18 protein-coding genes are annotated in these 23,786 nt (G+C 70.3%); 11 read left to right on the forward strand and 7 right to left on the reverse strand.

What is annotated here, in order from left to right; all coding sequences use genetic code 11:
• The first annotated feature begins 74 nt into the window (after window positions 1–74).
• Entirely contained in the window at window positions 75–932 is an 858-nt protein-coding gene (locus H4W81_RS41140) for a bifunctional methylenetetrahydrofolate dehydrogenase/methenyltetrahydrofolate cyclohydrolase (RefSeq protein WP_192779730.1), read from the forward strand.
• 253 nt (window positions 933–1,185) lie between these two features.
• On the opposite strand, the gene murQ is transcribed toward H4W81_RS41140, so the two are convergent.
• From murQ to H4W81_RS41155, 3 genes are read right to left on the reverse strand one after another with little or no spacing between them, the layout of a single operon-like run.
• Window positions 1,186–2,079 (reverse strand): N-acetylmuramic acid 6-phosphate etherase, encoded by an 894-nt coding sequence (gene murQ / locus H4W81_RS41145; RefSeq protein ID WP_192779731.1) that lies wholly within the window; start codon window positions 2,077–2,079, stop codon window positions 1,186–1,188.
• Between the two features lie 58 nt (window positions 2,080–2,137).
• Window positions 2,138–2,998 (reverse strand): MurR/RpiR family transcriptional regulator, encoded by an 861-nt coding sequence (locus tag H4W81_RS41150; RefSeq protein ID WP_192779732.1) that lies wholly within the window; start codon window positions 2,996–2,998, stop codon window positions 2,138–2,140.
• The gene (locus tag H4W81_RS41155; RefSeq protein WP_318782397.1) at window positions 2,995–4,401 is read right to left on the reverse strand and encodes a glycoside hydrolase family 3 protein; all 1,407 of its coding nucleotides are present in this window, start codon (window positions 4,399–4,401) and stop codon (window positions 2,995–2,997) included. The genes H4W81_RS41150 and H4W81_RS41155 overlap by 4 nt, the downstream gene beginning before the upstream one ends.
• Window positions 4,402–4,540: 139 nt before the next feature.
• Between H4W81_RS41155 and H4W81_RS41160 the strand changes: the two genes are divergently transcribed.
• Both H4W81_RS41160 and H4W81_RS41165 read left to right on the forward strand, forming a co-directional pair.
• Complete coding sequence (locus H4W81_RS41160) at window positions 4,541–6,064, forward strand: glycoside hydrolase family 10-like protein (protein ID WP_192779734.1); 1,524 nt, start codon at window positions 4,541–4,543, stop codon at window positions 6,062–6,064.
• A 6-nt stretch (window positions 6,065–6,070) separates the two neighbouring features.
• Window positions 6,071–7,234, forward strand: coding sequence for an anhydro-N-acetylmuramic acid kinase (locus H4W81_RS41165; RefSeq protein ID WP_192779735.1), 1,164 nt, complete (start codon window positions 6,071–6,073; stop codon window positions 7,232–7,234).
• On the opposite strand, the gene H4W81_RS41170 is transcribed toward H4W81_RS41165, so the two are convergent.
• Window positions 7,155–7,796 (reverse strand): FHA domain-containing protein, encoded by a 642-nt coding sequence (locus H4W81_RS41170; protein ID WP_183650508.1) that lies wholly within the window; start codon window positions 7,794–7,796, stop codon window positions 7,155–7,157. The genes H4W81_RS41165 and H4W81_RS41170 overlap by 80 nt on opposite strands.
• 181 nt (window positions 7,797–7,977) lie before the next feature.
• On the opposite strand from H4W81_RS41170, the gene H4W81_RS41175 reads away from it, so the two are divergent.
• The 5 genes from H4W81_RS41175 to H4W81_RS41195 all read left to right on the forward strand — a co-directional run bounded on the left by H4W81_RS41175 (window position 7,978) and on the right by H4W81_RS41195 (window position 12,711).
• Window positions 7,978–9,099, forward strand: coding sequence for a citrate/2-methylcitrate synthase (locus H4W81_RS41175; protein ID WP_192779736.1), 1,122 nt, complete (start codon window positions 7,978–7,980; stop codon window positions 9,097–9,099).
• Between the two features lie 104 nt (window positions 9,100–9,203).
• Entirely contained in the window at window positions 9,204–9,497 is a 294-nt protein-coding gene (locus tag H4W81_RS41180; RefSeq protein ID WP_192779737.1) for a DUF3017 domain-containing protein, read from the forward strand.
• Window positions 9,498–9,548: 51 nt separating this feature from the next.
• Window positions 9,549–10,763, forward strand: coding sequence for an NADP-dependent isocitrate dehydrogenase (locus H4W81_RS41185; RefSeq protein WP_192779738.1), 1,215 nt, complete (start codon window positions 9,549–9,551; stop codon window positions 10,761–10,763).
• Between the two features lie 180 nt (window positions 10,764–10,943).
• Complete coding sequence (locus H4W81_RS41190; RefSeq protein ID WP_192779739.1) at window positions 10,944–11,576, forward strand: Abi family protein; 633 nt, start codon at window positions 10,944–10,946, stop codon at window positions 11,574–11,576.
• Between the two features lie 103 nt (window positions 11,577–11,679).
• Window positions 11,680–12,711, forward strand: coding sequence for a polysaccharide deacetylase family protein (locus tag H4W81_RS41195; RefSeq protein WP_192779740.1), 1,032 nt, complete (start codon window positions 11,680–11,682; stop codon window positions 12,709–12,711).
• Window positions 12,712–12,891: 180 nt separating this feature from the next.
• Here H4W81_RS41195 and H4W81_RS41200 read toward each other — a convergent pair whose 3' ends face one another.
• Together H4W81_RS41200 and H4W81_RS41205 are read right to left on the reverse strand one after the other, a co-directional pair.
• The gene (locus H4W81_RS41200; RefSeq protein WP_192779741.1) at window positions 12,892–15,282 is read right to left on the reverse strand and encodes a M9 family metallopeptidase; all 2,391 of its coding nucleotides are present in this window, start codon (window positions 15,280–15,282) and stop codon (window positions 12,892–12,894) included.
• Between the two features lie 154 nt (window positions 15,283–15,436).
• Window positions 15,437–16,558, reverse strand: a complete 1,122-nt coding sequence (locus H4W81_RS41205; RefSeq protein WP_192779742.1) for a saccharopine dehydrogenase family protein — start codon at window positions 16,556–16,558, stop codon at window positions 15,437–15,439.
• Between the two features lie 216 nt (window positions 16,559–16,774).
• On the opposite strand from H4W81_RS41205, the gene H4W81_RS41210 reads away from it, so the two are divergent.
• Both H4W81_RS41210 and H4W81_RS41215 read left to right on the forward strand, forming a co-directional pair.
• Complete coding sequence (locus tag H4W81_RS41210) at window positions 16,775–18,838, forward strand: serine/threonine-protein kinase (protein ID WP_192779743.1); 2,064 nt, start codon at window positions 16,775–16,777, stop codon at window positions 18,836–18,838.
• A 55-nt stretch (window positions 18,839–18,893) separates the two neighbouring features.
• Window positions 18,894–19,868, forward strand: coding sequence for a malate dehydrogenase (locus H4W81_RS41215; RefSeq protein WP_192779744.1), 975 nt, complete (start codon window positions 18,894–18,896; stop codon window positions 19,866–19,868).
• A gap of 177 nt (window positions 19,869–20,045) precedes the next feature.
• Here H4W81_RS41215 and H4W81_RS41220 read toward each other — a convergent pair whose 3' ends face one another.
• Window positions 20,046–20,642 carry a TetR/AcrR family transcriptional regulator gene (locus H4W81_RS41220; RefSeq protein WP_192779745.1) on the reverse strand — a complete coding sequence of 199 codons (597 nt, stop codon included), beginning with the start codon at window positions 20,640–20,642 and terminating at the stop codon, window positions 20,046–20,048.
• Window positions 20,643–20,717: 75 nt separating this feature from the next.
• On the opposite strand from H4W81_RS41220, the gene H4W81_RS41225 reads away from it, so the two are divergent.
• A complete protein-coding gene (locus tag H4W81_RS41225; RefSeq protein ID WP_192779746.1) occupies window positions 20,718–23,765 on the forward strand; it encodes a bifunctional cytochrome P450/NADPH--P450 reductase in 3,048 nt (1,015 codons plus the stop codon).
• Window positions 23,766–23,786: the final 21 nt, after the last annotated feature.

A 23,786-nucleotide genomic window follows, 5' to 3' on the forward strand; every position in this document is an offset into this window, starting at 1 on the left:
CCCTTCCGTCCTTTTCTCGTGCACGGGCCAGCGTAGCGACCTGCGCACCGGGACGTTCTGGAAGGATGGGGGACATGAGTGCAGTGAAACTCGACGGCAAGGCGACCGCGGCCAAGATCAAGGCGGACCTCACCGCGCGGGTGGCCGCGCTCAAGGAGCGGGGCGTGGTTCCCGGGCTCGGCACCGTGCTGGTCGGCGACGACCCCGGCAGCCAGATCTACGTCGCGGGCAAGCACCGCGACTGCGCGGAGGTCGGCATCGCCTCCATCCGCGTCGACCTGCCCGACAACGCCTCCCAGGCCGACGTCGAGGCGGCTCTCGACGAGCTCAACGCCTCGCCCGCGTGCACCGGCTACATCGTGCAGCTCCCGCTGCCCAAGCACCTCGACACCATGGCCCTGCTCGAGCGCATGGACCCGGCCAAGGACGCCGACGGCCTGCACCCGGTCAACCTCGGCCGCCTGGTGCACATGGTCGACGCTCCGCTGCCCTGCACGCCGCACGGCATCGTGCTGCTGCTCCAGGAGTACGGCGTGCCGCTGAAGGGCGCCGACGTCGTCGTGGTCGGCCGCGGCATCACGGTGGGGCGCTCGCTCGGCCTGCTCCTGACCCGCCGCAGCGAGAACGCCACCGTGACCCTCTGCCACACGGGCACCGCCGACCTGGCCTGGCACGTGCGCCGCGCGGACGTGGTGGTCGCTGCGGCCGGCGTTCCCGGGCTCATCACGGCCGACATGGTCAAGCCGGGCGCCGCGGTGCTCGACGTGGGCGTGTCGCGGGTGGACGGCAAGATCGCCGGCGACGTGGCGGCGGACGTGGCCGGTGTGGCGGGCTTCCTCACCCCGAACCCCGGCGGCGTGGGCCCGATGACCCGCGCCCTCCTCCTCTCCAACGTGGTAGAGGCCGCCGAACGCTCCCTGACGGGTTCCTAGGGGCACAGCGGGGGAGGCGGTCACCGGGTGAGGGTGGCCGCCCCGCTGTCCGTGATCACGGGGTGCGCTTCTCAGGGGACGCGGTGAAGTGAAGGCATCCTGCGGGCCTGTGTGACTGGGGTGGTTTTTCCCGTCCAATCGGCCAGACGGGCGCCGTTGCGGCGGGGGGCGAAGTCCTGCTGGGTACGCGCCCGTGAGGGACGGTCACCGGTGACCGACGGAGGCGCGTAGGGCGGCTGGTAGCCGTACAGCATCAAAACGATCGCAGCGCCGACCGGAGGTTGCCGGAGGACCGGGCGAGGGCAGCGCGCGCCTGGGTGGGGTCGGCGCCGGTGAGGAGCATGATGACCGCGGTAGGCACCGACCCCTCGGCCGTCTGGAGGGCCGGTTCGACCTCCGCGTCCGGCAGCCCCGTGATCGACGAGACCAGGTCGTGCGCCCGCGCCCACAGCTTTTCGTTCGAGGCCACCAGGTGCGTCATCAGGTTCCCGTGCGTGCGCCCCAGCCTGACCATCGTCAGCGTCGAGATCATGTTGCAGACCAGCTTCTGCGCCGTCCCCGCCTTGAGCCGGGTCGAGCCGGTCAGGAACTCGGGCCCCACCACCACCTCGATGGCGATCTCGGCCGCCGCGCCCAGCGGCGAGCCCGCGTTGCAGGCGACCCCGACCGTCATCACGCCCATGGCCCTGGCGTGCCGCACCCCGCCCACCGCGTACGGCGTGCGCCCGCTGGCCGAGATGCCGACCACAGCGTCGGCCGCCGACAGCGACACCTTCGTCAGGTCGGAGACGGCCAGCTCGGCGGAGTCCTCCGCCCCTTCGACGGCCACCGCGAACGCCGAAGGCCCCCCGGCGATCAGTGCGAAGACCTCCTCGGGCGTCGTGCCGAAGGTGGGGCCGCACTCGCTGGCGTCCAGCATGCCGATGCGGCCCGCCGTGCCGGCGCCGAGGTAGATGAGCCTGCCGCCGTCCCGCATCCGCGCCGAGACGGCGTCCACGGCGGCGGCGATCTGCGCCGACTGCCCCGCGACCGCGGCGGGGACCAGGGCGTCCTGCTCGCCCATGCGCCTGACCAGATCGAGCGTGCTGAGCCCGTCGAGGTCGTCGAGGCCGGGCAGCTGCTGCTCGGTGACGAGATCGCGCAACATGATTCCCCCGTGGAATGGCGAAAATCTAATCAGCTCTGACTATAGATGAAAATTTCCTTCATCGGGTCCGGAAAACCTTGAGCGCATCCCTGGTCGCGCGCAGGGCCGTCTCCGAACTGTCGAAGGTGCGCTGCGCGAGTCCGACGAAGATGCAGTCCACGATCAGCAACTGGCTGATCCTGCTGGCCAGCGCGCCGGGGCGGAAGGCGGTCTCCCGTCCCGCCGACACCAGCACGTGGTCGGCCACCTGGGCCAGCGACGAGCGCGGGTTGTTGGTGATCGCCACCGCCAGCGCGCCCGACTCCTTGGCCGTCCTGGTCGGCACGATCACGTCGGTGGTCTCGCCCGAGCAGCTCACTGCCACCACCACATCCCCCTCACGCAGCAGCGCGGCGCTGGTCAGCGCGAGGTGCGCGTCGCTGAAGGGGTGGCTGGACAGGCCGATGCGCATGAGCTTGTGCGCCAGGTCGGCCGCCACCAGACCCGAGGCGCCGACGCCGTAGACGTTGATCCTGCGCGCGGTGGCGATCGCCGCCACCACCTCACCCAGCTGCTCGGGCACGAGCTGCTCGGCGGTGTCGGACAGCGCGTCGACCTCCGCCCTGGTCACCTTGGCGATCACGTCGGTGAGCGGGTCGTCGGGACCGAGGTCGCCGGGCACCAGCCGCTCGGGCGTCTCCCTTGCCACCGCGCCCGCCAGCGCGAAGCGCAGCTGGGAGTAGCCGGAATAGCCGAGCGCCCGGGCGGTGCGCACGATCGTCGCCTCACTGGTGCCCGAGACCGCGCTGAACTCGGTGATCGTGCTGCGCACCACCACGCCCGGATCGTCCAGGATGATCTTGGCGATGGCCTGGGCCGCGGGCGTGAGGGACGGGAGCACCGCCCGCACCTGCGAGACCGGGTTCACGGGCTCGTTCATCGGGTCAGCCATTCGGCGGCCGCCTGCGCCGAGACCTTGGAGATGCCGTTCGTGGCGACATAGGTGGCCCCCACGGGCTCGGCGGGGATGCCCGTCTCCACGACGATCACGTCGGGGCGGCGCCGTACGGCCTCGGCCACCGTCTCCCGCACCCACGGGTGCCGCGCCGCGTCGTGGATGACCAGCACCAGGGGCCGGTCGTCGAGCTCGGCGGGGAGCCTGCCGACGCGCGTGGTGCCGGGCAGCAGCTCGCCGAGCGCGGCGGCCAGGCCGGTGGGCGTGTCGGGGTCGATCGCCTGGTTGTGCCGCGTGTTGACCTCCACGACCAGCGGCGCGCCGGTCAGCCTGGCCGTGCCCGTGACGGTGAGTGCCCTGCGGGCCGCCTCGATCCCCGCCTCGTCGTCGGCCGCCACGTTCGCCCGCCGCGCGGCGTGCCACTCGGAGAGGGCCGCGACCCTTCCCGCGGCCTCGGCCAGGCGCTCCTCAGGCAGCGATCCGTCGCGGACGGCCGCCACGATCGCGTCGCGGATCTCGTACAGACCCTGCTCGGTGAGCAGTCCCGCGCAGATCGCGTCCACGCCCGCGCTGAGCGCGCGCACCGCGATCTCGCCGGGAGAGTACATCGCTGCGACGGCCTTCATCTCGATCGCGTCGGTGACCACCATCCCGTCGAAGCCCAGCTCCTCGCGGAGCAACCCGGTCAGGATGGTACGGCTCAGCGTCGCCGGCCCCGCCGGGTCGAGCGCCGGGATCAGCAGGTGCCCCGACATGACCGCCCGGACGCCCGCCTTGATCGCGGCCTCGAAGGGCGGCAGGTCACGGGCCCGCAGCTGGTCGAAGGAGGCGTGCACGGTGGGCAGCTCCAGATGCGAGTCGGCGACGGTGTCGCCGTGCCCGGGGAAGTGCTTGGCGCAGGCCGCCACGCCCGCGGCCTGCACCCCCTTGATGTAGGCCACGGAGTGGCGCGCGACCAGGTCGGCCGTCGGGCCGAAGGAGCGGATGCCGATCACCGGGTTGGCCGGGTTGGAGTTGACGTCGACGGAGGGCGCGTAATTGAGCGTGATGTCCGCCTCGGCGAGGAGCCGCCCGATCTGGCGGCCCACCCGCTCGGTCAGCGCCACGTCGTCGACCACGCCGAGGGCCCTGTTACCGGGGAAGGAGCTGCCCTCGCGGGCCTCCAGCCTGGTGACGACACCGCCTTCCTCGTCGATGGCGATCACCACGCCCGGGTTCTCCGCGCGCAGCCCGGCCACCAGCTCGGCGGTGCCCGGCGAGACGTTGCGGGCGAAGAGCACCGCGCCGCCCAGGCCGTCGGCCACCGCCTTCCGCATCCAGTCGGGGGCGGTGACGCCCTCGAACCCGGGCTGCAGGACCGCCATGGCGAGTCGGTACAGGTCGGTCACGAGACCTCCTTCTTCGGCCTCATGGCCAGACGGCGACGCCTGCTCATGGCGGCATTTTCCTTCACGATTATTGATCTGAAGGTAATTTTCTGCCATCGTCGCCCTCGAACACAACCACCTCCCCCGAGAGGCGCCCCCCATGCCCACTAGAAGGACCGTCCTGAAGGGTCTCGCCCTCGCCGCGGCCGCTTCGGTCGTCCCGCTTCCCGCTTTCGCCGAGCCCGACTACGTGCCACCGCTGCGCCAGATGCGCGGCATGTGGATCGCCTCCGTCGTCAACATCAACTGGCCGTCGAAGCCGGGGCTGAGCGCCGACCAGCAGAAGGCGGAGTATCTCGCGTGGCTCGACCTGGCGGTCTCGCGCAAGCTCAACTCGGTGTTCGTGCAGATCAGGCCCACGGCTGACGCCTTCTGGCCGTCGCCGTACGAGCCGTGGTCGCAATACCTGACCGGTGTCCAGGGGCAGGACCCCGGTTACGACCCGCTCGGTTTCGCCGTGGAGGAGACGCACAAGCGGGGGCTCACCTTCCACGCGTGGTTCAACCCCTACCGGGTCTCCATGCAGGCCGACCCCTCGAAGCTGCACCCCTCCCACCCGGGCAGGCAGCACCCCGAGTGGATCCTGCCGTTCGGCGGCAAGCTCTACTACAACCCGGGCCTGCCCGAGGTGCGGAAGTTCTGCCAGGACGCGATGCTCGACGCGCTCACCCGCTACGACATCGACGGCCTGCACTTCGACGACTACTTCTACCCGACCAACACGACGGCCTTCAACGACGCCGCCACCTTCGCCCAGTACGGCGCGGGCTTCCCCGACCTGGCCTCCTGGCGGCGGCACAACGTCGACCTGATGGTCTCGGAGATGCAGCAGCGGGTGCGCGAGGCCAAGCCCGAGGTGGCGTGGGGCATCAGCCCTTCGGGCATCTGGCGCAACAAGGCCAGCGACCCGCTCGGCTCCGAGACCAACGGCGGGCAGTCCTACGACAACCTGCACGCCGACACCCGCGGCTGGGTCAAGAAGGGCTGGCTCGACTACATCGCGCCCCAGCTCTACTGGTACATCGGCCAGCCACCCGCCGACTACTCCAAGCTCGTCCCGTGGTGGTCGAACGTGGCCGACGGCACCGGCACCATGCTGTGGATCGGCCAGGCCGCCTACAAGGCCGGCGACCCCGCCCAGGCCAAGGAGTGGCAGGACCCCGCCGAGCTGTCCAGGCACCTCACGCTCAACAGGTCGCACCCGCAGATCGGCGGCGACATCTGGTACAACGCCAACGACCTGCGCGTCGACCGCATCGGCTCGATCAGCACGGCGGTGCGCGACCACTACCAGCGGCCCGCGCTCGCGCCCCTGCTGCCGAGGCTGGCCGACGGCCGCGGGCCCAGCCGTCCCGTGCTCGCGCACGCGCTGCTCGGAGAGGGCGGTGTGGAGGTCAAGATCGTCGCGCACGGTCACGACGTGCCGTTCAACTACGCGATCTTCAGGTCGTCCGAAAGGCTCGGCTCCTTCGACGACGCCCGCCACCTGGTCGCCGTCGTGCCCGCGGACAAGCACGTGACCTGGACCGACCCCGACGGTAAGAAGGGTGACCACTACTACGCGGTGGCGGTCGACCGGGTCAGCAGGACCAGCCGTCCCAGCCGCGGGCGACAGGTCAGGTAGGTCCTCATGCGGGTTCTCGGCTTGATGTCCGGCACCTCCCACGACGGCATCGACAGCGCGATCGTCGACTGGTCGATGGAGGACGGCACGCTCACCGGGGTGATCGTCCACACCGGCGAGACGCCGTACCCGGCCGAGCTGAGAGCCCGCCTCCTGGCCGCCCTCCCGCCCGCCCAGGTCTCCATGGGCGAGGTCTGCGCGCTCGACACGCTCATCGGCCAGGCCTTCGCCGACGCGGCGCACTCGGCGGGCGCGGCCGACCTCGTCTGCTCGCACGGCCAGACCCTCTTCCACTGGGTCGCCGACGGCCGGGTGCGCGGAACGCTCCAGCTCGGCCAGCCCGCGTGGATCGCCGAACGCACCGGCCTGCCCGTGGTGTCGGATCTGCGCGTGCGCGACGTGGCGGCGGGCGGACAGGGCGCGCCCCTGGTCTCCTACCTCGACCAGCTGCTCATCGGGGGGCTGCGAGGCAGGGGCGGGGCGCTCAACCTGGGCGGCATCGCCAACCTCACCACGCCGGAGGTCGCCTACGACACGGGCCCGGCGTGCGCGCTGATCGACGCGGCGGCTGCGCCGTACGACAGGGACGGCGCGCTGGCGGCGGCGGGCACGGTCGACGAGAAGCTGCTGGCGGAGCTCCTGGCCGAGCCGTACTACCGCGAGGAACCGCCCAAGACCACCGGCAAGGAGCTGTTCACGCCCGGCTACGTCACCTCGGACCTGCCGAAGGCCGATCTCGTGGCGACGTTGACCGCGCTGACCGCCAGAACGGTCGCCGACGAGATCGACAGGCACCGGCTCGACACCGTCATCGTGTCGGGCGGCGGCGTGCGCAACCCGACCCTGATGCGGATGCTCGCCGCCATGACGAAGGCCGAGCTGGTGCCCAGTGACGCCCTCGGCATCCCCTCGGACGCCAAGGAGGCCATCGCGTTCTCCCTGTTCGGCTGGCTGACCGCGCACGGCCTGCCGGCCACGGTGCCGAGCTGCACGGGCGCGTCGGGCCCGCGCGTGCTCGGCACCATCACCCCGGGATCCGGACCACTCAGGCTGCCGGAACCCCTCGCCGAAGCACCGGTCGCCGTTCGGGTCAGGAAGCTCGGCGACCCGCCGGCTGGCTCTCCTGGGACGTTCCAGAACGCTGCGGCGGCACCACCGGCGTCGGCCTGACCAGGCCCAGCGCCACGACCTCGTTGGCCAGCCGCGTGCGGCGGTTGGTGCCCTCGGGGATCCTGAACTTCTGGTAGAGCCTGAGCAGGTGCTGTTTCACCGCCGCCTCGGTCACGACCAGGTCGTCGGCGATCTCGCGGGCCGTCGCGGGGGCGACGAACGCCTCGTCCGAGAGCGCCGGCCGGCACAGCGACGTGAGCACGTCGACCTCTCGCCTGGTCAGCTCGGGCGCGGCGGCCCTGCGCAGCTCGACCTCGGGTGTGAAGTCTTCGCGCGGCACTCCGCCGATGCGCCCGCGCGCCGCGCCGAAGGAGACGACGTCGCCGTCGTCAAGGACCCTCCGGGCGATCGGCCTCCCGTTCACCCGCGTGCCGTTGCGGGACAGACCCAGGTCAACGACATACAGGTACGGTCCGCGCCGTACGAACTCAGCGTGGAGCCGAGACACGCTCGGGTCGGTCAGCCGGATGTCGACACCGCGGCCCCTTCCCACAGTCGTGATCTCTGGACGCAACGGGACCACCTCGCCAGTGTCCTCGATGCGTATGAAGGGCCCCTCCACGGCAGTTCCTCCCCAGGTAGCCCGCCGTTACTGTTACTACAGCTCCGGCTTACCCAGACGAAGGGATGCGGAATCGCCTTTGCCATAAGGAGAATCCGGCGTGAAATTGGTCTGGACCTCTGCGGCCGGTTTTACCTGCTCACGGGTAGACTTCGGGCGAAGATAAGCGGAGGAAACACACATGGCGGACAAGCCCACAAAAGGCCTGGCCGATGTCGTCGCCGCGTCCACAGCGCTGAGCGACATCGACGGGAAGGCCGGTCGCCTCTTCTACCGTGGATATGACATCCATGACCTGGCGGGCCGCGCGACGTTCGAAGAGACCGCCCACCTGTTGCAGCGGGGGAAGCTGCCCACCCGCGACGAGCTGGCCGCCTACGGCGCCGAACTCGTCAGCGGACGCGAGCTGGGCGTCCTGGTCTCGGCCAACATCTCCGAGGTGGCCGAGAAGCAGAAACCGATGGAGGGGCTGCGCACGCTCGTCTCCCTCGCCAGCGCCGACGATCCCGACAGGGATTCCATCGAGGCCGAGGCCGACCTGCGCAAGGCCGCCCGCCTGACCGCCCAGCAGCCGGTCCTGGTCGCCCGCTACCACGCCGCGCGCACCGGCGGCAGTCTGCCCGAGCCCGACCCCGACCTCAGCATCGCGGGCAACTTCCTCCTCCAGGTCACCGGAGAGCATCCCACCGCGCGCCAGGTCGAGATCTTCGACGCCTGCCTGGTCCTGCACGCAGACCACACGATGAACGCCTCCACGTTCGCCGCCCGTGTCTGCGCCGCGACCCTGTCCGACATGCACTCGGCCATCGTCGCCGCGATCGGCACGCTGAAGGGCCCGCTGCACGGCGGCGCGAACGAGCAGGTCATGAAGACGCTGGAGTCGCTCGACCCGTCGCAGGTGGCCCAGTCGGTACGCGACAAGCTGGCCGCGGGCGAGAAGATCATGGGCTTCGGCCACCGCGTCTACAAGACCGAGGACCCGCGCGCGACGCACCTTCGCAGGATGTCCGAGGAACTGGCCACGGCGTCGGGCGACGACACCTACTACCGGATGTCGAAGGAGATGGAGGAGGTCGTCTTCGAGACGAAGGGCCTCTATCCGAACGTTGACTTCTACGCCGCCACCGTCTACCACTACCTTGGCATCCCGACCGATCTGTTCACGCCGGTCTTCTCGATCAGCCGCATGTCCGGATGGACCGCGCACGTGATCGAGCAGCACGCGGACAACCGCCTGATCCGCCCGGACAGTGAGTACATCGGGGAGCGTGACCAGAAGTGGAAGCCTATTGACGAGCGATGAGCCGGGTCGGAGAGAGCGAGGCCGTCGATGCCAACGGAGGCCCGCGCGAACGCGACCATCAGCACGAGAGATGAGCCGGGCCGGAGCGTTCGGCGAATGTGGACATGAGCCCGAGCGGTGAGCGTTGGGGGCCGTACCCGCTGGTACTGGCGGGTGCGGCTCTTGGCGTGCTCGCGATCTTCCTGGTCGACACCGAATGGGGCGGGTTCGCGCTGGGAGCGGTGTTCCTGGTCGCGGCCGCGGTCCGCTTCGCAGGGTACGGCGGGGCGCTTGCCGTACGAGCGAAGAACATCGATGTCCCCACCCTGGCGGTGCTCGGAGCCGCGCTGGTCGTCACCGCGCTGTTCCTGGAGTACCCCGACCTGAAGGCGAGACTCCTGGCCCTTTTCGGGCAGTGACCACGCCTCAGATAACCTCAACCCATATTTTCACGAAGGGGAACCATACGCATGCCCAAGATCAAGGTAGAGGGCCCCGTCGTCGAGCTTGACGGCGACGAGATGACCCGGATCATCTGGCAGTTCATCAAGGACCAGCTGATCCTTCCCTACCTCGACGTCGATCTGAAGTACTACGACCTCGGCATCGAGCACCGCGACGCCACCGACGACCAGGTCACCATCGACGCCGCCAACGCCATCAAGAAGTACGGGGTGGGCGTCAAGTGCGCGACCATCACCCCGGACGAGGCCAGGGTGGAGGAGTTCGGCCTCAAGAAGATGTGGAAGTCCCCGAATGGGACCATCCGTAACATCCTCGGCGGTGTCATCTTCCGCGAGCCGATCATCATGTCGAACGTGCCGCGCCTGGTGCCGGGCTGGACCAAGCCGATCGTCGTCGGTCGTCACGCCTTCGGCGACCAGTACCGCGCCACCGACCTGAAGATTCCCGGCGAGGGCACGCTGACCCTCACCTACACGCCGAAGGACGGCTCCGAGCCGATCGAGCTCGACGTGTACGACTTCCCCGGCCCCGGCATCGCCATGGCGATGTACAACCTGGACGAGTCGATCCGCGACTTCGCCCGCGCCTCGATGCGCTACGGCCTCGACCGCGGCTACCCCGTCTACCTGTCCACGAAGAACACGATCCTGAAGGCCTATGACGGCCGCTTCAAGGACATCTTCGCGGAGGTCTTCGAGGCCGAGTTCAAGGCCGACTTCGAGGCCGCGGGGCTCACCTACGAGCACCGCCTCATCGACGACATGGTCGCCGCGGCCATGAAGTGGGAGGGCGGCTACGTCTGGGCGGCCAAGAACTACGACGGCGACGTCCAGTCCGACACCGTCGCGCAGGGCTTCGGCTCGCTGGGTCTCATGACCTCCGTCCTCATGACCCCCGACGGCCGGACCGTCGAGGCCGAGGCCGCTCACGGCACGGTGACCCGTCACTACCGCGAGCACCAGAAGGGCAACCCCACCTCCACGAACCCGATCGCCTCGATCTTCGCGTGGACCCGTGGCCTGCAGCACCGCGGCAAGCTCGACAACACCCCCGCGGTGAGCGACTTCGCCGAGAAGCTGGAGCAGGTCTGCGTCGAGACCGTCGAGAGCGGTCAGATGACGAAGGACCTGGCCCTCCTGGTCGGCGGCGACGCCAAGTGGCTCACCACCCAGGACTTCCTGGCGGCGCTGGACGAGAACCTGAAGAAGAAGATGGCCTGACCGTCTTCTCCGCTTGAGGGCCGCCCACGGGCGGCCCTTTCGCATGCGTGAGAGGTCAACGCAGAGTAAAGTGATCGCTACTCGGAGTTCGCGGAAGTGCTCCGAAAAAAGCAGTGCCCCGGGGCGCACCTTGCGGTGGAAGCTTGTCCGGGGCTTACGTGACCCAGTGTAGTGGAACAATTGCGAAAGGAGAAGCGCATGTCTCCAGAGATCGCCTGGTTCTCGGCGGCAAGGCTGGCCGAGTATCACGCGGCCCGCCATGGGGATCGGGAGGCGGCGCTGCGCCTTCACTGCTGGAACACCGAGATTTCGAGCGCCTTCTACGAAGCTCTCCAGTTCGTCGAGGTGGGGCTGCGCAACGCCGTCCATCACCGGCTTCAGGAGCAACTCGGTCGCGTCGACTGGTGGTCGACCCTCACGCTCCACCATGCGGGCGCGGACATGATCGCCACGGTGGAGGACAAGCTCGACCGCTTCACGACCTCGTGGACACCGGATGACGTGGTGGCGAGACTGCCTTTCGGGTTCTGGGTCGCGCTGTTCGGGCCGGCCTACGAGCATCCTCTCTGGTACGGGGGGCTGAGACGCGCGCTGCCGGGATACACCGACCGTAGAAGGCTACGGCTGCACCGTGAGTTGGAATCCCTTCGGCTCTTCCGTAACCGGATCGCCCATCATCGGCCGATCTACCATCGTCATCTCGAAGCCGACCACCGATCCGTCCTTCGCATGCTCGGCTACCTCTCCGCCCCGCTCGGCGCTCTCGTCGAGAAGCACTCGCGGGTACCCATGCTGCTCGCCTGTCGTCCGTGAACCGGTGACGTGACACCTCCTGGCGGATTTCATACCCGAGCAAGGGTCATTCACGCCCCGTATTCGGGTAAGAGCACTCCGTAGTCGATCTTCGGGGGTTGTCATGCGGGTGCTGGGTGCGGGACTGGTAGCGATCGGCGCGTTGGCCGCCGGTTGTGGCGGCGGGGGGAGCGACACCACGGTCGCCAAGCCGCAGGTGGACAATGCGGCGGTGCTCCGGCAGGCGAAGGCCGCCAAGGTCGCGGCCGCGGCCAAGGTGAAGGCCAACGAGCTCGGCCAGGTTCCCGTGATCATGTTCCATCGGGTGGTCGACAAGCCCACCACCCAGGACGACCGCACCCCCGCGCAGTTCAGGGCCGACCTCGAGCGCCTGGTCAAGGACGGCTACGTGCCGGTGACCGCCGCCGAGTACGCCATGGGTAAGATCGACATCCCGGCGGGCAAGCACGCCGTCGTGCTGACCTTCGACGACTCCTCCCCCTCCCAGCTCACGCTGGACGAGCTCGGCCAGCCCAAGCAGGGCACCGCCGTCCAGATCCTGCAGGACGTCGCCAAGCGCAACCCGGGATTCCGTGCCGTCGGGACCTTCTACGTGACCCGCGACATGTTCGGCAAGTCCACGCTTGAAGAGCAGGCGCAGATGGTGCTGTGGCTGAAGCAGAACGGCTTCGACATCGGCAACCACACCCGCGATCACCTCAACCTGGCGGGCAAGCCGCAGAAGGCCGTGGTCGAGGAGATCGCCGCCGGCCACAAGTTGATCACCGCGCTCGACGGGCCGCCGCCCGCCACGCTCGCGCTGCCGTACGGCAACCAGCCGCGCAAGAAGGACTGGGCGCGCACCGGCAAGAGCGGCGGGGTCACCTACAACCACGCGGGGGTGTTCCTCGCCGGATACACGCCCGCGCCCGCGCCGTTCAACAAGAACTTCGACCCGCTCGGCATCCCGAGGATCAGGGCGATGGACAAGAAGGGCGACTGCGCGCAGTTCTGCTCGACGGCGTGGCTCGACTGGCTCAACCAGAACGCCGACCAGCGCTACACCTCCGACGGCGACCCGCAGACGGTCGCCTACCCGAAGTTCAAGGCGCCCTTCCTGCGCAAGCACTTCGCCGCGCGCGCCCTGCCGTACTAGACCTGCCGTACTGGATCCTGCCCAGGACGATCGAGCTCTCCGCGGGGTTCAGCAGCAGGTCGACCTGGTGAACCACATCGGCGGACGGCTGTTCTCCAGGGGAGAACAGGGGGATATGAACGTTCATATGAGGTTGACCGGGCGCGCCGGGAAGACCCCAGGCGCGCCCGTTCGCGAGCGTCAGTACTCGGTGGTCAGCGTGACGCCGCTGAAGTTCGTCACGCCGTACAGGCTGACGTGGTTCCAGCTGTTCGGCTGGACGTCGGCCACCAGGCTCTCCGCGGTGCCAGGACCCGTGGACTTGGCGTCATAGGAGGTGGCGGTCGCCCATCCCGCCCTCTTGACGTACAGGTCGGCGTTGCCCGTGCCGCCCGAGGAGGTGACCTTGAGCCTCGTCACGCCCGGCGGGATCCACAGGTAGAAGTAGGCGTAGTTCTGGACGGTGTGTCCGATGCCGGTGCGCTTGCAGTCCTCGCCCATGCGACGCGGGTCGTCGCCTGGACAGTCGGGCAGGGCGGGCGGTTCGGCGCAGGCGCCCGCCGCGCACGCGGTCAGCCAGGCGCGCCAGTCGGCCTCGTGATCCAGCGACCTCAGCAGGCCGCCCGCGGCGCTCCAGTCTCCCGTCCTGTAGTGGCCGAGCAGCGTGGCGACCTCGGCGCGCTGCCGTTCGAGCATGTAGCGTACGGCGAGGTAGCCCCAGACGTAGATGCGGTTCTCGCCCTGGCCGTAGGCGGTGTCGAAGAGCTCGCGCAGTGTGTGGCTGTGTTTGGCGGCCTCGGTGTAGGCGGTGGTGTTGGGCAGGCCGCGGTAGGACCACGAGACGTACTCGGCCAGCCCCTCGCTCCACCACACGACGGGCGTGGTCGGCGAGCCGAAGTTCCCGTGCAGGTCGAAGCGGCCGTCGAGGTAGTGCGTGTATTCGTGGTTGAGGTTCCACACCGCGAAGTCCGGGCGCTCCCACGTCGCCTCGTAGGCGATGAACCGCGCCTGGTTGCCCGCCGCGGCCGGGTCGCCCTCGAGGTACATGCCGCCGTTGTTGGTGTCGATGCCGTAGATCGGGCCCGCGTAGGTGCGGTAGTCGGCGCTGGAGTCGAAGACGACCACCTCCAGCGTCGCGTTGCCGTCGCCGGCGACGGGCCGGCCGCCGGAGTCGACCAGGTCGTGGAAGAAGGCGTCCTGGTTCGCCAGGCTCGCGCAGGTCGTGGCGAACTGCGCGGCGGTCATGTCCTGGGCCAGGATGCGCAGGGCCGGGCCGCAGGTGTGGGTGAGCGGCAGGGCCACGGCCTTCAGTTTGGCGGGCAGGTCGCACACGTCGTAGAAGGCGCAGTCGGCGGGCACGCTGTCGAAGGTCACGTCCGCGATGCCGATCCAGAGCGGGGCGGTCCTGCCGGTGATCGAGTACTCCTCGAGCATGGCCTTCACCATCGGCCTGACGGTCGCGACCAGCTCGGCGTGGCTCAGGAACCTGGCCAGCTCCCGCCCGGCGTTGACGGTCATGAAGGCCGAGTCGGTGCCGAGCAGGTCCAGATGGTTCTCGGCAAAGGCCCTGAGGGAGTGGAGCAGGCCGTGGTCGGCGGCGACGGCTGCGACGAAGTCGGGCCGCCAGTGGCCGCGGAAGATCGTGTTGAAGGCCTCGTAGACGGCGTTGCGCATCCACCAGGAGGCGTTGTGGGCGCTGTCGTAGGAGTCGAGCAGGCGCTTCATGACCGGGATGTAGCGGGCGTTCTCTCCGGAGCTGGCGGTCAGGATGACCGCCTCGGTGAGCACCTCTCCGTTGGCGTCGGAGACGGTCCTGGAGGCGGGCGCGGCGAAGAAGGCGTCGAGCCCCGCCCGCACGGGGACCTGCAGGTTCTCGGTGTACGGCCCGACCGCGTCCCGGTTGTACCACTGCACGTAATAGCCGGCGCGCAGGTAGAGCAGGACCTGGCCGGCGGAGGTGGAGTTGTCGCCGGGGTAGGAGGGGGCGGCGCTTCGCAGGGCGTTCGCGACGGTGATCATTTGCGACTCGCGGAAGGCGCCGTGGGCGTCGGCGCCCGTCAGCGCGAACAGCGTGTTGACGCACGACACCGGCGCCGCCTTGATCGCCGCCACGAGCGCGTCGCCCGTCCTGGTGGTGAAGACGGTGACGTCGCAGGCCGCCGCTTTCGGCGAACGGGCGGAGGGACGCGGGCGGGTGGGCTTCAGCGCGGCGGGGTCGTGGTAGTCGCGCCTGGTCTCTTCGTGGGGTTCGGCCAGCGGCGGCAGCTCGGTGGCGCGCAGCGGCTCGGCCTGCCGGTGCGGGCTGGCGGCCGTGGCGTCACCCGCGGGCGGCGGCTCCTCGCCAGACGGGGGCCGGCCTGGCGTCGCCCCGGCGGCCTCGGCGCGCGCGGCGAGTGCGGGGGCTTCGGCGACTGCGGGGGTTTCGGCGGACGCGGTGACCGTGGCCTCGGTCTTGGCGGCGACCGCGGAGGGCGGGGCCGCCGCGGATAACTCGACGGAGTCGGCATAGGAGGCGGGGGCGAGGCCGCCCGCTCCCAGACCGAGCGCCAGGGCGACGGCAGCCGCCTTCAGCAGGGATTTCGCGATTCTCATCGCCACTCCTGGGGGATGGAGCGCGGTAGGGCCGGGCCCCCGAACATCCGGCTGGCCGCGATGGGCTACGTGATGTGTAACATGTCACACCGTTTTTTCGAAGGCAAGACCCAGTTCGCTGCCGACCCGGCGCACGAGGAGCCCTGGCGAAACGTCAGCCTCGGCGGGTGCCGAACGTGAGGCCCGCGCGGTGGAGGCGGTCGATGAGCGGCTGTCCCATCGCGACGGCGGTCGTGAGCTGGCCCGCGACCTCGGGCACGTTGTCGAAGGCGAGGCAGAGCGCCGACTCGGCGAGCATCTTGGCCGTCTCGCCGTAACCGGGATCGCCTCCCGAGACCTCGGTGACGACGCGCTCCCCGCCGCCCTCGCCGAGGAAGGTGACGGTGAACCAGCTCTTCTCCCGCTGTTCCGGCGTCGGCCCTTCGCCCGCGCCGATCCTGCCGATCAGCCAGCCGCGGGCCGGGGGAACCTGAGCCAGGACGGCCAGCGCCCCCGCCCCCGCCGCCAGGCCCAGCGCCGTGGGCAGCCGCCTGACCGCGAAGTGCTGGCGGTAGGCGAAGTCGGGCCCGTAGCGATCGAGGGCGCGGGCCGAGCGGGCGACGATCTGGTGGTCGATCGTGGGCATGGGCAGCGCCCATCCGCCGACGTACCGCAGGCCGCCCGGCCGGGAGCTGATCCTGCGGTCCTTCGGACGGATCTCGGCCGACCGCCGCTGCGTGCCCGCCTCGGCCATCTGCCTGACCCTGGACAGCGCGGTCACCGCCGAGTGGACGGTGCCGCCCGAGGCCCTGCCGTTGCTCCTGACGAAGCCGCTGATCCGCAGCGGGACGCCACGGGGCAGCTGGTTGACGGTGTAGAGGACACCGAGGTCGTAGGGGATGGAGTCGAAGCCGCAGGCGTGCACGATCTTCGCGCCGGTGCTCCTGGCCATGCCGTCGTAGCGGACGAACATCCGGTCGACGAACTCGGGCTCGCCCGTCAGGTCGACGTAGTGCGTGCCGGCCCGCGCGCACGCCTTGACGAGCGGCTCGCCGTACCTGATGTAGGGGCCGACGGTGGTGGCGACCACGCGCGCCTGCTCGGCGACGGCGGCGAGGGAGGCGGGGTCGGTGACGTCGGCGTGCAGGAGAGGGACGTCGTGACCGAGCGCCTCGAGCTTGGCACGGTTACGCCCGGCCAGCGCCCAGCGGCAACCGGGCGGGACGGCCTCGGCGAGATACTCCGCCGTGAGCGCACCGGTGAACCCGCTCGCTCCGAACAGCACGATGTCGTACATGAGCTCCAGAATGTCATTCTGTAGCCCCGATGACGAGAGGCCCGTGACCGTTGACGCGCGCGATGACAGCGACCAGGCGGGGCGTGGCAGGACCGCGCGATCAGCGCGGCGTGCGACCACCAACTGTGACGTCACGAACGGTTAACGGTTCCCTGAGAGGATCCTGAGCGTCGTAAAGTTTTCGTCGTCAGGCCGAAGCCAACGTGGGGATGACGCATGCCGCAGATCGCGCCGTTGATGGCGGGCGATCCCAGCCAGCTGGGCTCGTTCACGCTGTCCGGGCGCATCGGGGAGGGCGGTCAGGGGATCGTCTACCTGGGGACCGACAACCAGGGGGAGCGTGCGGCGATCAAGTTGCTGCACGTGAAGTTCAGTGGCGACACGACTGCCAGGTCACGCTTCGCGAGGGAGCTCAAGGCCGCCCAGCGGGTGGCCTCGTTCTGCACGGCCCGCGTGGTCGAGGCGGATCTCGAGGGCAACACGCCGTACATCGCCAGCGAGTACATCGACGGCCTCTCGCTCAGGGACATCGTCGAGAGCGACGGCCCGCTGACCGGCCAGGCGCTGGAGCGGCTGGCGATCGGCACGGCGACCGCGCTGACCGCGATCCACCAGGCCTCGATCATCCATCGCGACTTCAAGCCTGACAACGTGCTCATCGCGGCCGACGGGCCCCGGGTGGTCGACTTCGGGATCGCGCGGATCATCGACTCGACGGGCACGATCACCAGCAGGGCGATCGGCACGCCCGCCTACATGGCGCCCGAGCAGATCGCTGGCGACGACATCGGGCCCTACACCGACGTGTTCGCCTGGGGCGCGACGATCGCCTACGCGGCGACGGGCGTGACCGTCTTCGAGGGCAACTCGATCGCGGTCGTGCTCAACCGCATCCTCAACCACGAGGTCGACGTCAGCACGCTGCCCGAGCCGCTGCGCGGCGTGGCGGCCGCCGCGCTGGCCAAGGACCCCCGCGCGCGGCCCTCGGCCGACGAGATCCTGCTGCGCCTGCTCGGGCACCCCGCCCGTACGGCGAGCGCCTCCACGGCGGTGCTCAGCGAAGGCGTGAAGATCGCCAGCGACGACACCACGCCGATGGCGCGCCTCCCCACGACCGTCGCCGAGGCGTCCGCCACGCAGTCGTCGACCAGGCCGCCCGCCCGGCGACCCACGACGGCCTCGCACCCCACCCGGGCTCCGCAGCCCGGGCCCGTGCAGCAGCATGTGTCCGGTCAGCATCCCGTCTCCGGTCAGCATCCCGTTTCCGGTCAGCAGCATGTCTCCGGTCAGCACCCCGTCTCCGGTCAGCACCCCGTCTCCGGTCAGCATCCTGTGCCCGCTCAGCAGCCCGTGTCCGGGCCGGGGTTCATGACCCAGCCGCCGCCCGCCGCGCCTGCGGCGCGGCGGCGCAAACCGGTGACCCCGTGGGTGGCGCTGGTCGTGGCCCTGCTCCTGGTCGCCGCGCTCGCGGTGGCGGCCATGCAGTACGGCTGGCCCGTCGCGTTCGGCAGCGAGCGCGGCCCCGACCCGGCCCCCACCGGCGACTCGGTCGTCGACAGGGCGGCGGCCACGGGCAGGCTCACGATCGGGGTGCGGGGCGACGTCCCCGGGGTCGGCTACGAGGCCACCGAGGGGTCCTTCTCCGGCCTCGACATCGACGTGGCCAAGCGCGTCGCGAAGGCGCTCGGCGTCGCGGAGAGCGGCATCACCTTCGTCGTCCTCCCCAGGGACGAACGAGACGACGCGCTTGCCGGCGGACGGGTCGACCTCGTGGTGGCGACCTACTCCATCGACGACAGCGACGTGCAGTTCGCCGGGCCGTACATCGTGGCCCATCAGGCCGTGCTGGTGCGCGACGGAGACAGCAAGATCGCCAAGCCCGCCGATCTCAAGGGCCGCAAGCTGTGCGACCAGCGCAGCACCGCGGTCGGCAAGGTGCAGAAGATGGTCGACATGGTCACCGTCACCGCCAGCAACTACGCCGACTGCATCAGGAAGCTCGCCGCGGGCAAGGTCGACGCGGTGGCGGGCGACGACCTGCTGCTGGCCGGCTTCGCCAACAGGGAGAACGCCCGCTACCGCATCCTGCCCGCGACGCTGAGCGACGAGCGCTACGCCGTCGGCATCAGGAAGGGCGACCTGCGCGGCTGCGAGGCGGTCAAGGGCGCGATCTCCGACCTCATCGCGAACAACGTGATCGCGCAGCTCGTCGCCACTCATTTTGGCAATGTTGAGTTCAGGGCGGATCTGAAGGTACCCGTGATGGAAGCCTGTCGATGACGAGCGAGTAACATCCAGACGTCACGATTCGATTCTTCTGAGTTAGGGGAAGGCCATGGCCGCGCCCGTCAAGGTAACCGTCACCGGAGCTGCCGGACAGATCGGTTATGCCCTGCTGTTCCGCATCGCTTCGGGCCAGCTGCTCGGCGCAGACGTCCCGGTCAAGCTGAGCCTGCTGGAGATCCCGCAGGCGGTGAAGGCGGCCGAGGGCACCGCGATGGAGCTCGACGACTGCGCCTTCCCGCTGCTGTCCGGCATCGAGATCACCGACGACCCCAACGTCGCCTTCAATGGCGCCAACGTCGCCCTGCTGGTCGGCGCCATGCCGCGCAAGGCCGGCATGGAGCGCGGCGACCTGCTCGGCGCCAACGGCGGCATCTTCGGCCCGCAGGGCAAGGCGATCAACGACCACGCCGCCGACGACATCAGGGTCCTGGTCGTCGGCAACCCGGCCAACACCAACGCGCTCATCGCCCAGCAGCACGCGCCCGACGTGCCCGCCGAGCGCTTCACCGCGATGACCCGCCTCGACCACAACCGCGCCCTGTCGCAGCTGGCCGCCAAGCTGCAGGTGCCGGTCACCGAGATCAAGAACATGACGATCTGGGGCAACCACTCGGCCACCCAGTACCCCGACCTGTTCCACGCCGAGGTCGGCGGGAAGGTCGCCGCCGAGCAGGTCGACCCCGAGTGGCTGCGCGACACGTTCATCCCGACCGTCGCCAAGCGCGGCGCGGCGATCATCGAGGCCCGTGGTGCCTCCTCGGCCGCCTCCGCGGCGAACGCGGCCATCGACCATGTCCACGACTGGATCAACGGCACCGACTGGACCTCCGCGGCGATTCCGTCCGACGGCTCCTACGGCGTGCCCGAGGGCCTCATCTCCTCCTTCCCGGTCCGCTCGGTGGACGGCAAGTGGGAGATCATCCAGGGGCTGGAGATCGACGCGTTCTCCCGCGAGCGCATCGACGCCTCGGTCGCCGAGCTGATCGAGGAGCGCGACGCGGTCCGCGAGCTCGGCCTGATCTAGCTTCTTCGGTACGGCAGGCGAGGCCCATCCCGGCATGGGCCTCGCCTTCGTGCATTGGGGACGGTCCACGCGGCGGTAGGACGGCCCGACCGTGGCCCATCGCATCCCACACCGCGTCCAGGCGTTTCGTGGCACGTCCACCGTCGCCGCAGGCCGGGCGTCGCGGCGGAACAGTTGTCAAGGCGAGGTGGCCAGGGCGAGGGCCGCCTGCCGGAGCCGGCGGAGGGCGGTCGCGGCGCTCTCGGCGTCGTCGTCGGTCAGGAAGCGCAGCACGATGCCGTCGAAGGCGGACAGGAAGAACCTGGCCACCGTGAGGGGCGGCTGGGCGAGGTGCTGTCCCGTGCGGGCGCCGGCGTCCGCGACCAGCTGTGACGCCAGTTCGTCCAGGCCCCTGACGTACCCCACGACGACCTCACGCAGGTAAGGGTCGCGCAGGGCGTGGGTGTGCAGCTCCATGAGCAGCAGGTACCGCCGCGGCTGCGCCTGGACGGTGTGCCAGAGCGCCTCGACCACGGCGTCGAACGTCTCCTCGAAGCCCGCCTCGGCCGGGGTGGCCGCCGCCACCTGCTCGACCAGCGCGCGCGTGAGCTCCTCCAGGACCGCGCGGTAGAGCTCCTGCTTGGAGCCGAACGTGTAGTGCACGGTCGCCTGCGCCACGCCCAGTTCGGCGGCGACCGCCCTGGTGCTGCCAGCCGCCACCCCCTCTCGCGCCATGAGGTCGATGGCGGCTTCGACGAGCTGGGGACGCCGTTCGGCGGCGGAGACGTGGGGCATGGCGGCCAGCTTACCGTCGCCAGACTGTTTCGAGCGACTTTGTCGAACGACAAAGTCTCGGCTAGCCTCCGCGGTATGACGATGAAGCTGCCCTCTCCGCCCGGTCTGCCGCTGGTCGGCCACGGGCTGAGCATCCCGGTGGACCGGCCGGTCGCCTACCTCCTGCGGCTGGCCCGCGCATGGGGTCCCATCTACCGGATCGACTTCTTCGGCCGGGAGATGACGTTCGTCTCCGGCCTCGACCTGGTCTCCGAGCTCTGCGACGAGTCCAGGTTCCGCAAGAACGTCCACGACGACCTGGTCAACCTGCGGGAGCTCGGCGGCGACGGGCTGTTCACCGCCTACAACGACGAACCGAACTGGCGGAAGGCCCACGACATCCTGCTGCCGTCGTTCTCGCTCGGGGCCATGCGCGGCTACCACGAGAGGATGAAGCAGGTGGCCAGAGGGCTGCTGGCGAAGTGGGAACGGGCCGGCGACACCCCGGTCGACGTCGCCGCCGACATGACGAGGCTCACGCTGGACACGATCGGGCTGTGCGGCTTCGACTACGACTTCGCCTCCTTCGAGAGCGACGAGCCGCATCCCTTCGTCGAGGCACTGGTCAGAGCCCTCGCCTACGCCCAGGCCAAGGCGACGTTCGTCCCCGGCCTCGGCTTCCTGTACGCCAGGCGCACCGCGCGGTACAAGGCCGACCTGGCGTACATGAGCGAGCTCGTGGACGAGCTGATCAGGCGCCGCAGGGCGACGGGGGACCGGCGTACCGACGACCTGCTCGGCCGCATGCTGAACTCGGCGGATCCCCTGGACGACCTCAACGTGCGCCACCAGGTGATCACCTTCCTGGTCGCGGGGCACGAGACCACCAGCGGGGCGTTGTCGTTCGCGCTCTACAACCTGGCCAAGCACCCGGCCGCGCTGGCCAGGGCGCAGGAGGAGGTGGACGCGCTCTGGGGGGACTCCGAACCTGACCCCGGCTTCGGCGACGTGGGCAAGCTGCGCTACATCCGGCAGGTGATCATGGAGAGCCTGCGACTGTTCCCCACCGCGCCCGCCTTCGCCGTGGAGCCGCTGGCCGACACCGTCATCGGCGGGCGCTACGAGGTGCGCAAGGGCGAGACGCTGATGGTGCTCACCTCGCAGCTGCACCGCGATCCCGCGTGGGGCGACAACGTCGAGCTCTTCGATCCCGAGCGGTTCGCGCCCGAGCGAGAGGACGCCAGGCCGGTCCACGCGTTCAAGGCGTTCGGCAGCGGCGAGCGCGCCTGCATCGGCAGGCAGTTCGCGTTGCACGAGGCCACGCTGGTGCTCGCGCTCCTGGTCCACCGCTTCCGCCTCGTCGACCACGACGACTACCAGCTCGCCATCAAGGAGACGCTCACCCTCAAGCCCGACGGGTTCACCCTCCGCGTCGCCCCGCGCACCCCCGCGCCCAGGCGAGCCGCGTCTGAGGACGTGGACACCGGCGCGCCGCAGGGGAAGGTCGCGACGGGGACGGCGATCACCGTGCTGCACGGCTCCACGATGGGAACCTGCGCGGGAATCACCCACGACCTGGCCGGACAGGGCCGCGCGTACGGCTTCGGCGCCACCGTCGCCTCGCTCGACCAGGCGAAGGGCGGGCTGCCGGCCACGGGTGAGCCCGTCGTGATCGTGACCGCCTCTTACAACGGCAGGCCGACCGACGACGCGGGCGCGTTCGTGGAGTGGCTGACCGGCCTGGAGCCCGGCTCGCTGGACGGCGTGCGCTACGCGCTGCTCGGCGTGGGCGACCGCAACTGGTCGGCCACCTACCAGCGCATCCCGACGCTGGTCGACGACCGCCTCCGGGCGGCGGGAGCCGTACCGCTGGTGGAGCGGGGGGTCGCGGACGTCTCGGGTGACTTCGCGGGAGCGGTCGACCGCTGGGCGGGCGGCCTGTGGCGCAGGCTCCTGGAGGAGTACGGCGGTGCCGAGCCCGACGACGAGGGGCGGCCGATGCACAGCGTCGAGGAGGTCGCGGACTGGCGGTCGGAGGCGTACGGCGTGCTGCCCATGCGGGTGCTCGCCGCCGAGGACCTGGCCCCGCTCGGCCGCCCGAAGCTCCATCTGCGCCTCGCGCTGCCCGACGGCGTCGCCTACCGGACCGGCGACCACTTCGCGCTCCTGCCGCAGAACCCCCCGCACCTGGTGGAAGCGGCCGCCGTACGCTTCGGGCTTGATCTCGACAGGACCGTCAGGATCAGGGCGAGCCGGCACACGCGGCTGCCCGTCGACGAGCCCCTGACGATTCGCCGGCTGCTGACGGAGGTCCTCGACCTGCGCGGGCCCGCCACGCCCGAGCAGGTGGCGGTCCTGGCCGAGCACACCTCGTGCCCCCACCAGCGGCGCGCGCTGGCCGCGGGGGAGCACGGCGGGCGCGGCGTGCTCGATCTGCTGGCCGAGTACGCGGCCTGCGACCTGCCCTTCGCCCGCTACCTCGACCTGGCCACGATGCTCCGGCCGCGCACCTACTCCGTCTCCTCCTCCGCGCTGGCCGAGCCGGGCACGGTCGACCTGATGGTCTCGCCGCTCGCGGACGGCATCGCCTCCGCGTACCTGGCGGCGACGCGCGAGGGCGACGTGCTGCACGCCAGAGTGCTGCCGGGGCCCGAGCCGTACCGGCTGCTGGAGGACGAGAGCGCGCCCGCGATCCTGGTCGCCGCGGGGACGGGGCTGGCCCCCTTCCGCGGCGTCATCCGGGACCGGCTGCACCGCGGGGCGTCGGGCACGCTGCTGTGCTACTTCGGCTGCGACGACCCGGACGTGGACTACCTCCACCGCGCGGAGCTGGAGGCGGCCGAGTCGGCGGGCGTGGTCAGCATGCGGCCCGCCTTCTCCAAGGCGCCGGTCGACGGCGTGCACTTCGTCCAGGACCGCATCCTGCGCGAGTCCGCGGAGGTGTGGCAGGCGCTGAGCGACGGCGCCCGCGTCTACGTCTGCGGCGACGGCCGGCACATGGCGCCCGGCGTGCGCGCGGCCTTCGTGGGCGTCCACCGGGCGGCGACGGGCGGCGACGCCGAGCGGGGCGAGGCCTGGCTGGAGGGGCTCATCGCCTCGGGCAGATACGTCGAGGACGTCTGGTCCGGCCCCGAAGCCACCTAGCGGACGCGCGTGTCGGTGGAG

This window comes from Nonomuraea africana, from assembly GCF_014873535.1.
Taxonomy (GTDB): domain Bacteria; phylum Actinomycetota; class Actinomycetes; order Streptosporangiales; family Streptosporangiaceae; genus Nonomuraea; species Nonomuraea africana.

What these genes read in the sequence shown, in the direction of transcription:
- H4W81_RS41215 (WP_192779744.1), top strand. Translation starts at nt 18,894, where the DNA reads ATGGCCGCGCCCGTCAAGGTAACCGTCACCGGAGCTGCCGGACAGATC.
- H4W81_RS41195 (WP_192779740.1), top strand. Translation starts at nt 11,680, where the DNA reads ATGCGGGTGCTGGGTGCGGGACTGGTAGCGATCGGCGCGTTGGCCGCC.
- H4W81_RS41205 (WP_192779742.1), bottom strand. Translation starts at nt 16,558, where the DNA reads ATGTACGACATCGTGCTGTTCGGAGCGAGCGGGTTCACCGGTGCGCTC.
- H4W81_RS41160 (WP_192779734.1), top strand. Translation starts at nt 4,541, where the DNA reads ATGCCCACTAGAAGGACCGTCCTGAAGGGTCTCGCCCTCGCCGCGGCC.
- H4W81_RS41150 (WP_192779732.1), bottom strand. Translation starts at nt 2,998, where the DNA reads ATGAACGAGCCCGTGAACCCGGTCTCGCAGGTGCGGGCGGTGCTCCCG.
- H4W81_RS41165 (WP_192779735.1), top strand. Translation starts at nt 6,071, where the DNA reads ATGCGGGTTCTCGGCTTGATGTCCGGCACCTCCCACGACGGCATCGAC.
- murQ (WP_192779731.1), bottom strand. Translation starts at nt 2,079, where the DNA reads ATGTTGCGCGATCTCGTCACCGAGCAGCAGCTGCCCGGCCTCGACGAC.
- H4W81_RS41225 (WP_192779746.1), top strand. Translation starts at nt 20,718, where the DNA reads ATGACGATGAAGCTGCCCTCTCCGCCCGGTCTGCCGCTGGTCGGCCAC.
- H4W81_RS41185 (WP_192779738.1), top strand. Translation starts at nt 9,549, where the DNA reads ATGCCCAAGATCAAGGTAGAGGGCCCCGTCGTCGAGCTTGACGGCGAC.
- H4W81_RS41220 (WP_192779745.1), bottom strand. Translation starts at nt 20,642, where the DNA reads ATGCCCCACGTCTCCGCCGCCGAACGGCGTCCCCAGCTCGTCGAAGCC.
- H4W81_RS41175 (WP_192779736.1), top strand. Translation starts at nt 7,978, where the DNA reads ATGGCGGACAAGCCCACAAAAGGCCTGGCCGATGTCGTCGCCGCGTCC.
- H4W81_RS41200 (WP_192779741.1), bottom strand. Translation starts at nt 15,282, where the DNA reads ATGAGAATCGCGAAATCCCTGCTGAAGGCGGCTGCCGTCGCCCTGGCG.
- H4W81_RS41140 (WP_192779730.1), top strand. Translation starts at nt 75, where the DNA reads ATGAGTGCAGTGAAACTCGACGGCAAGGCGACCGCGGCCAAGATCAAG.
- H4W81_RS41180 (WP_192779737.1), top strand. Translation starts at nt 9,204, where the DNA reads ATGAGCCCGAGCGGTGAGCGTTGGGGGCCGTACCCGCTGGTACTGGCG.
- H4W81_RS41210 (WP_192779743.1), top strand. Translation starts at nt 16,775, where the DNA reads ATGCCGCAGATCGCGCCGTTGATGGCGGGCGATCCCAGCCAGCTGGGC.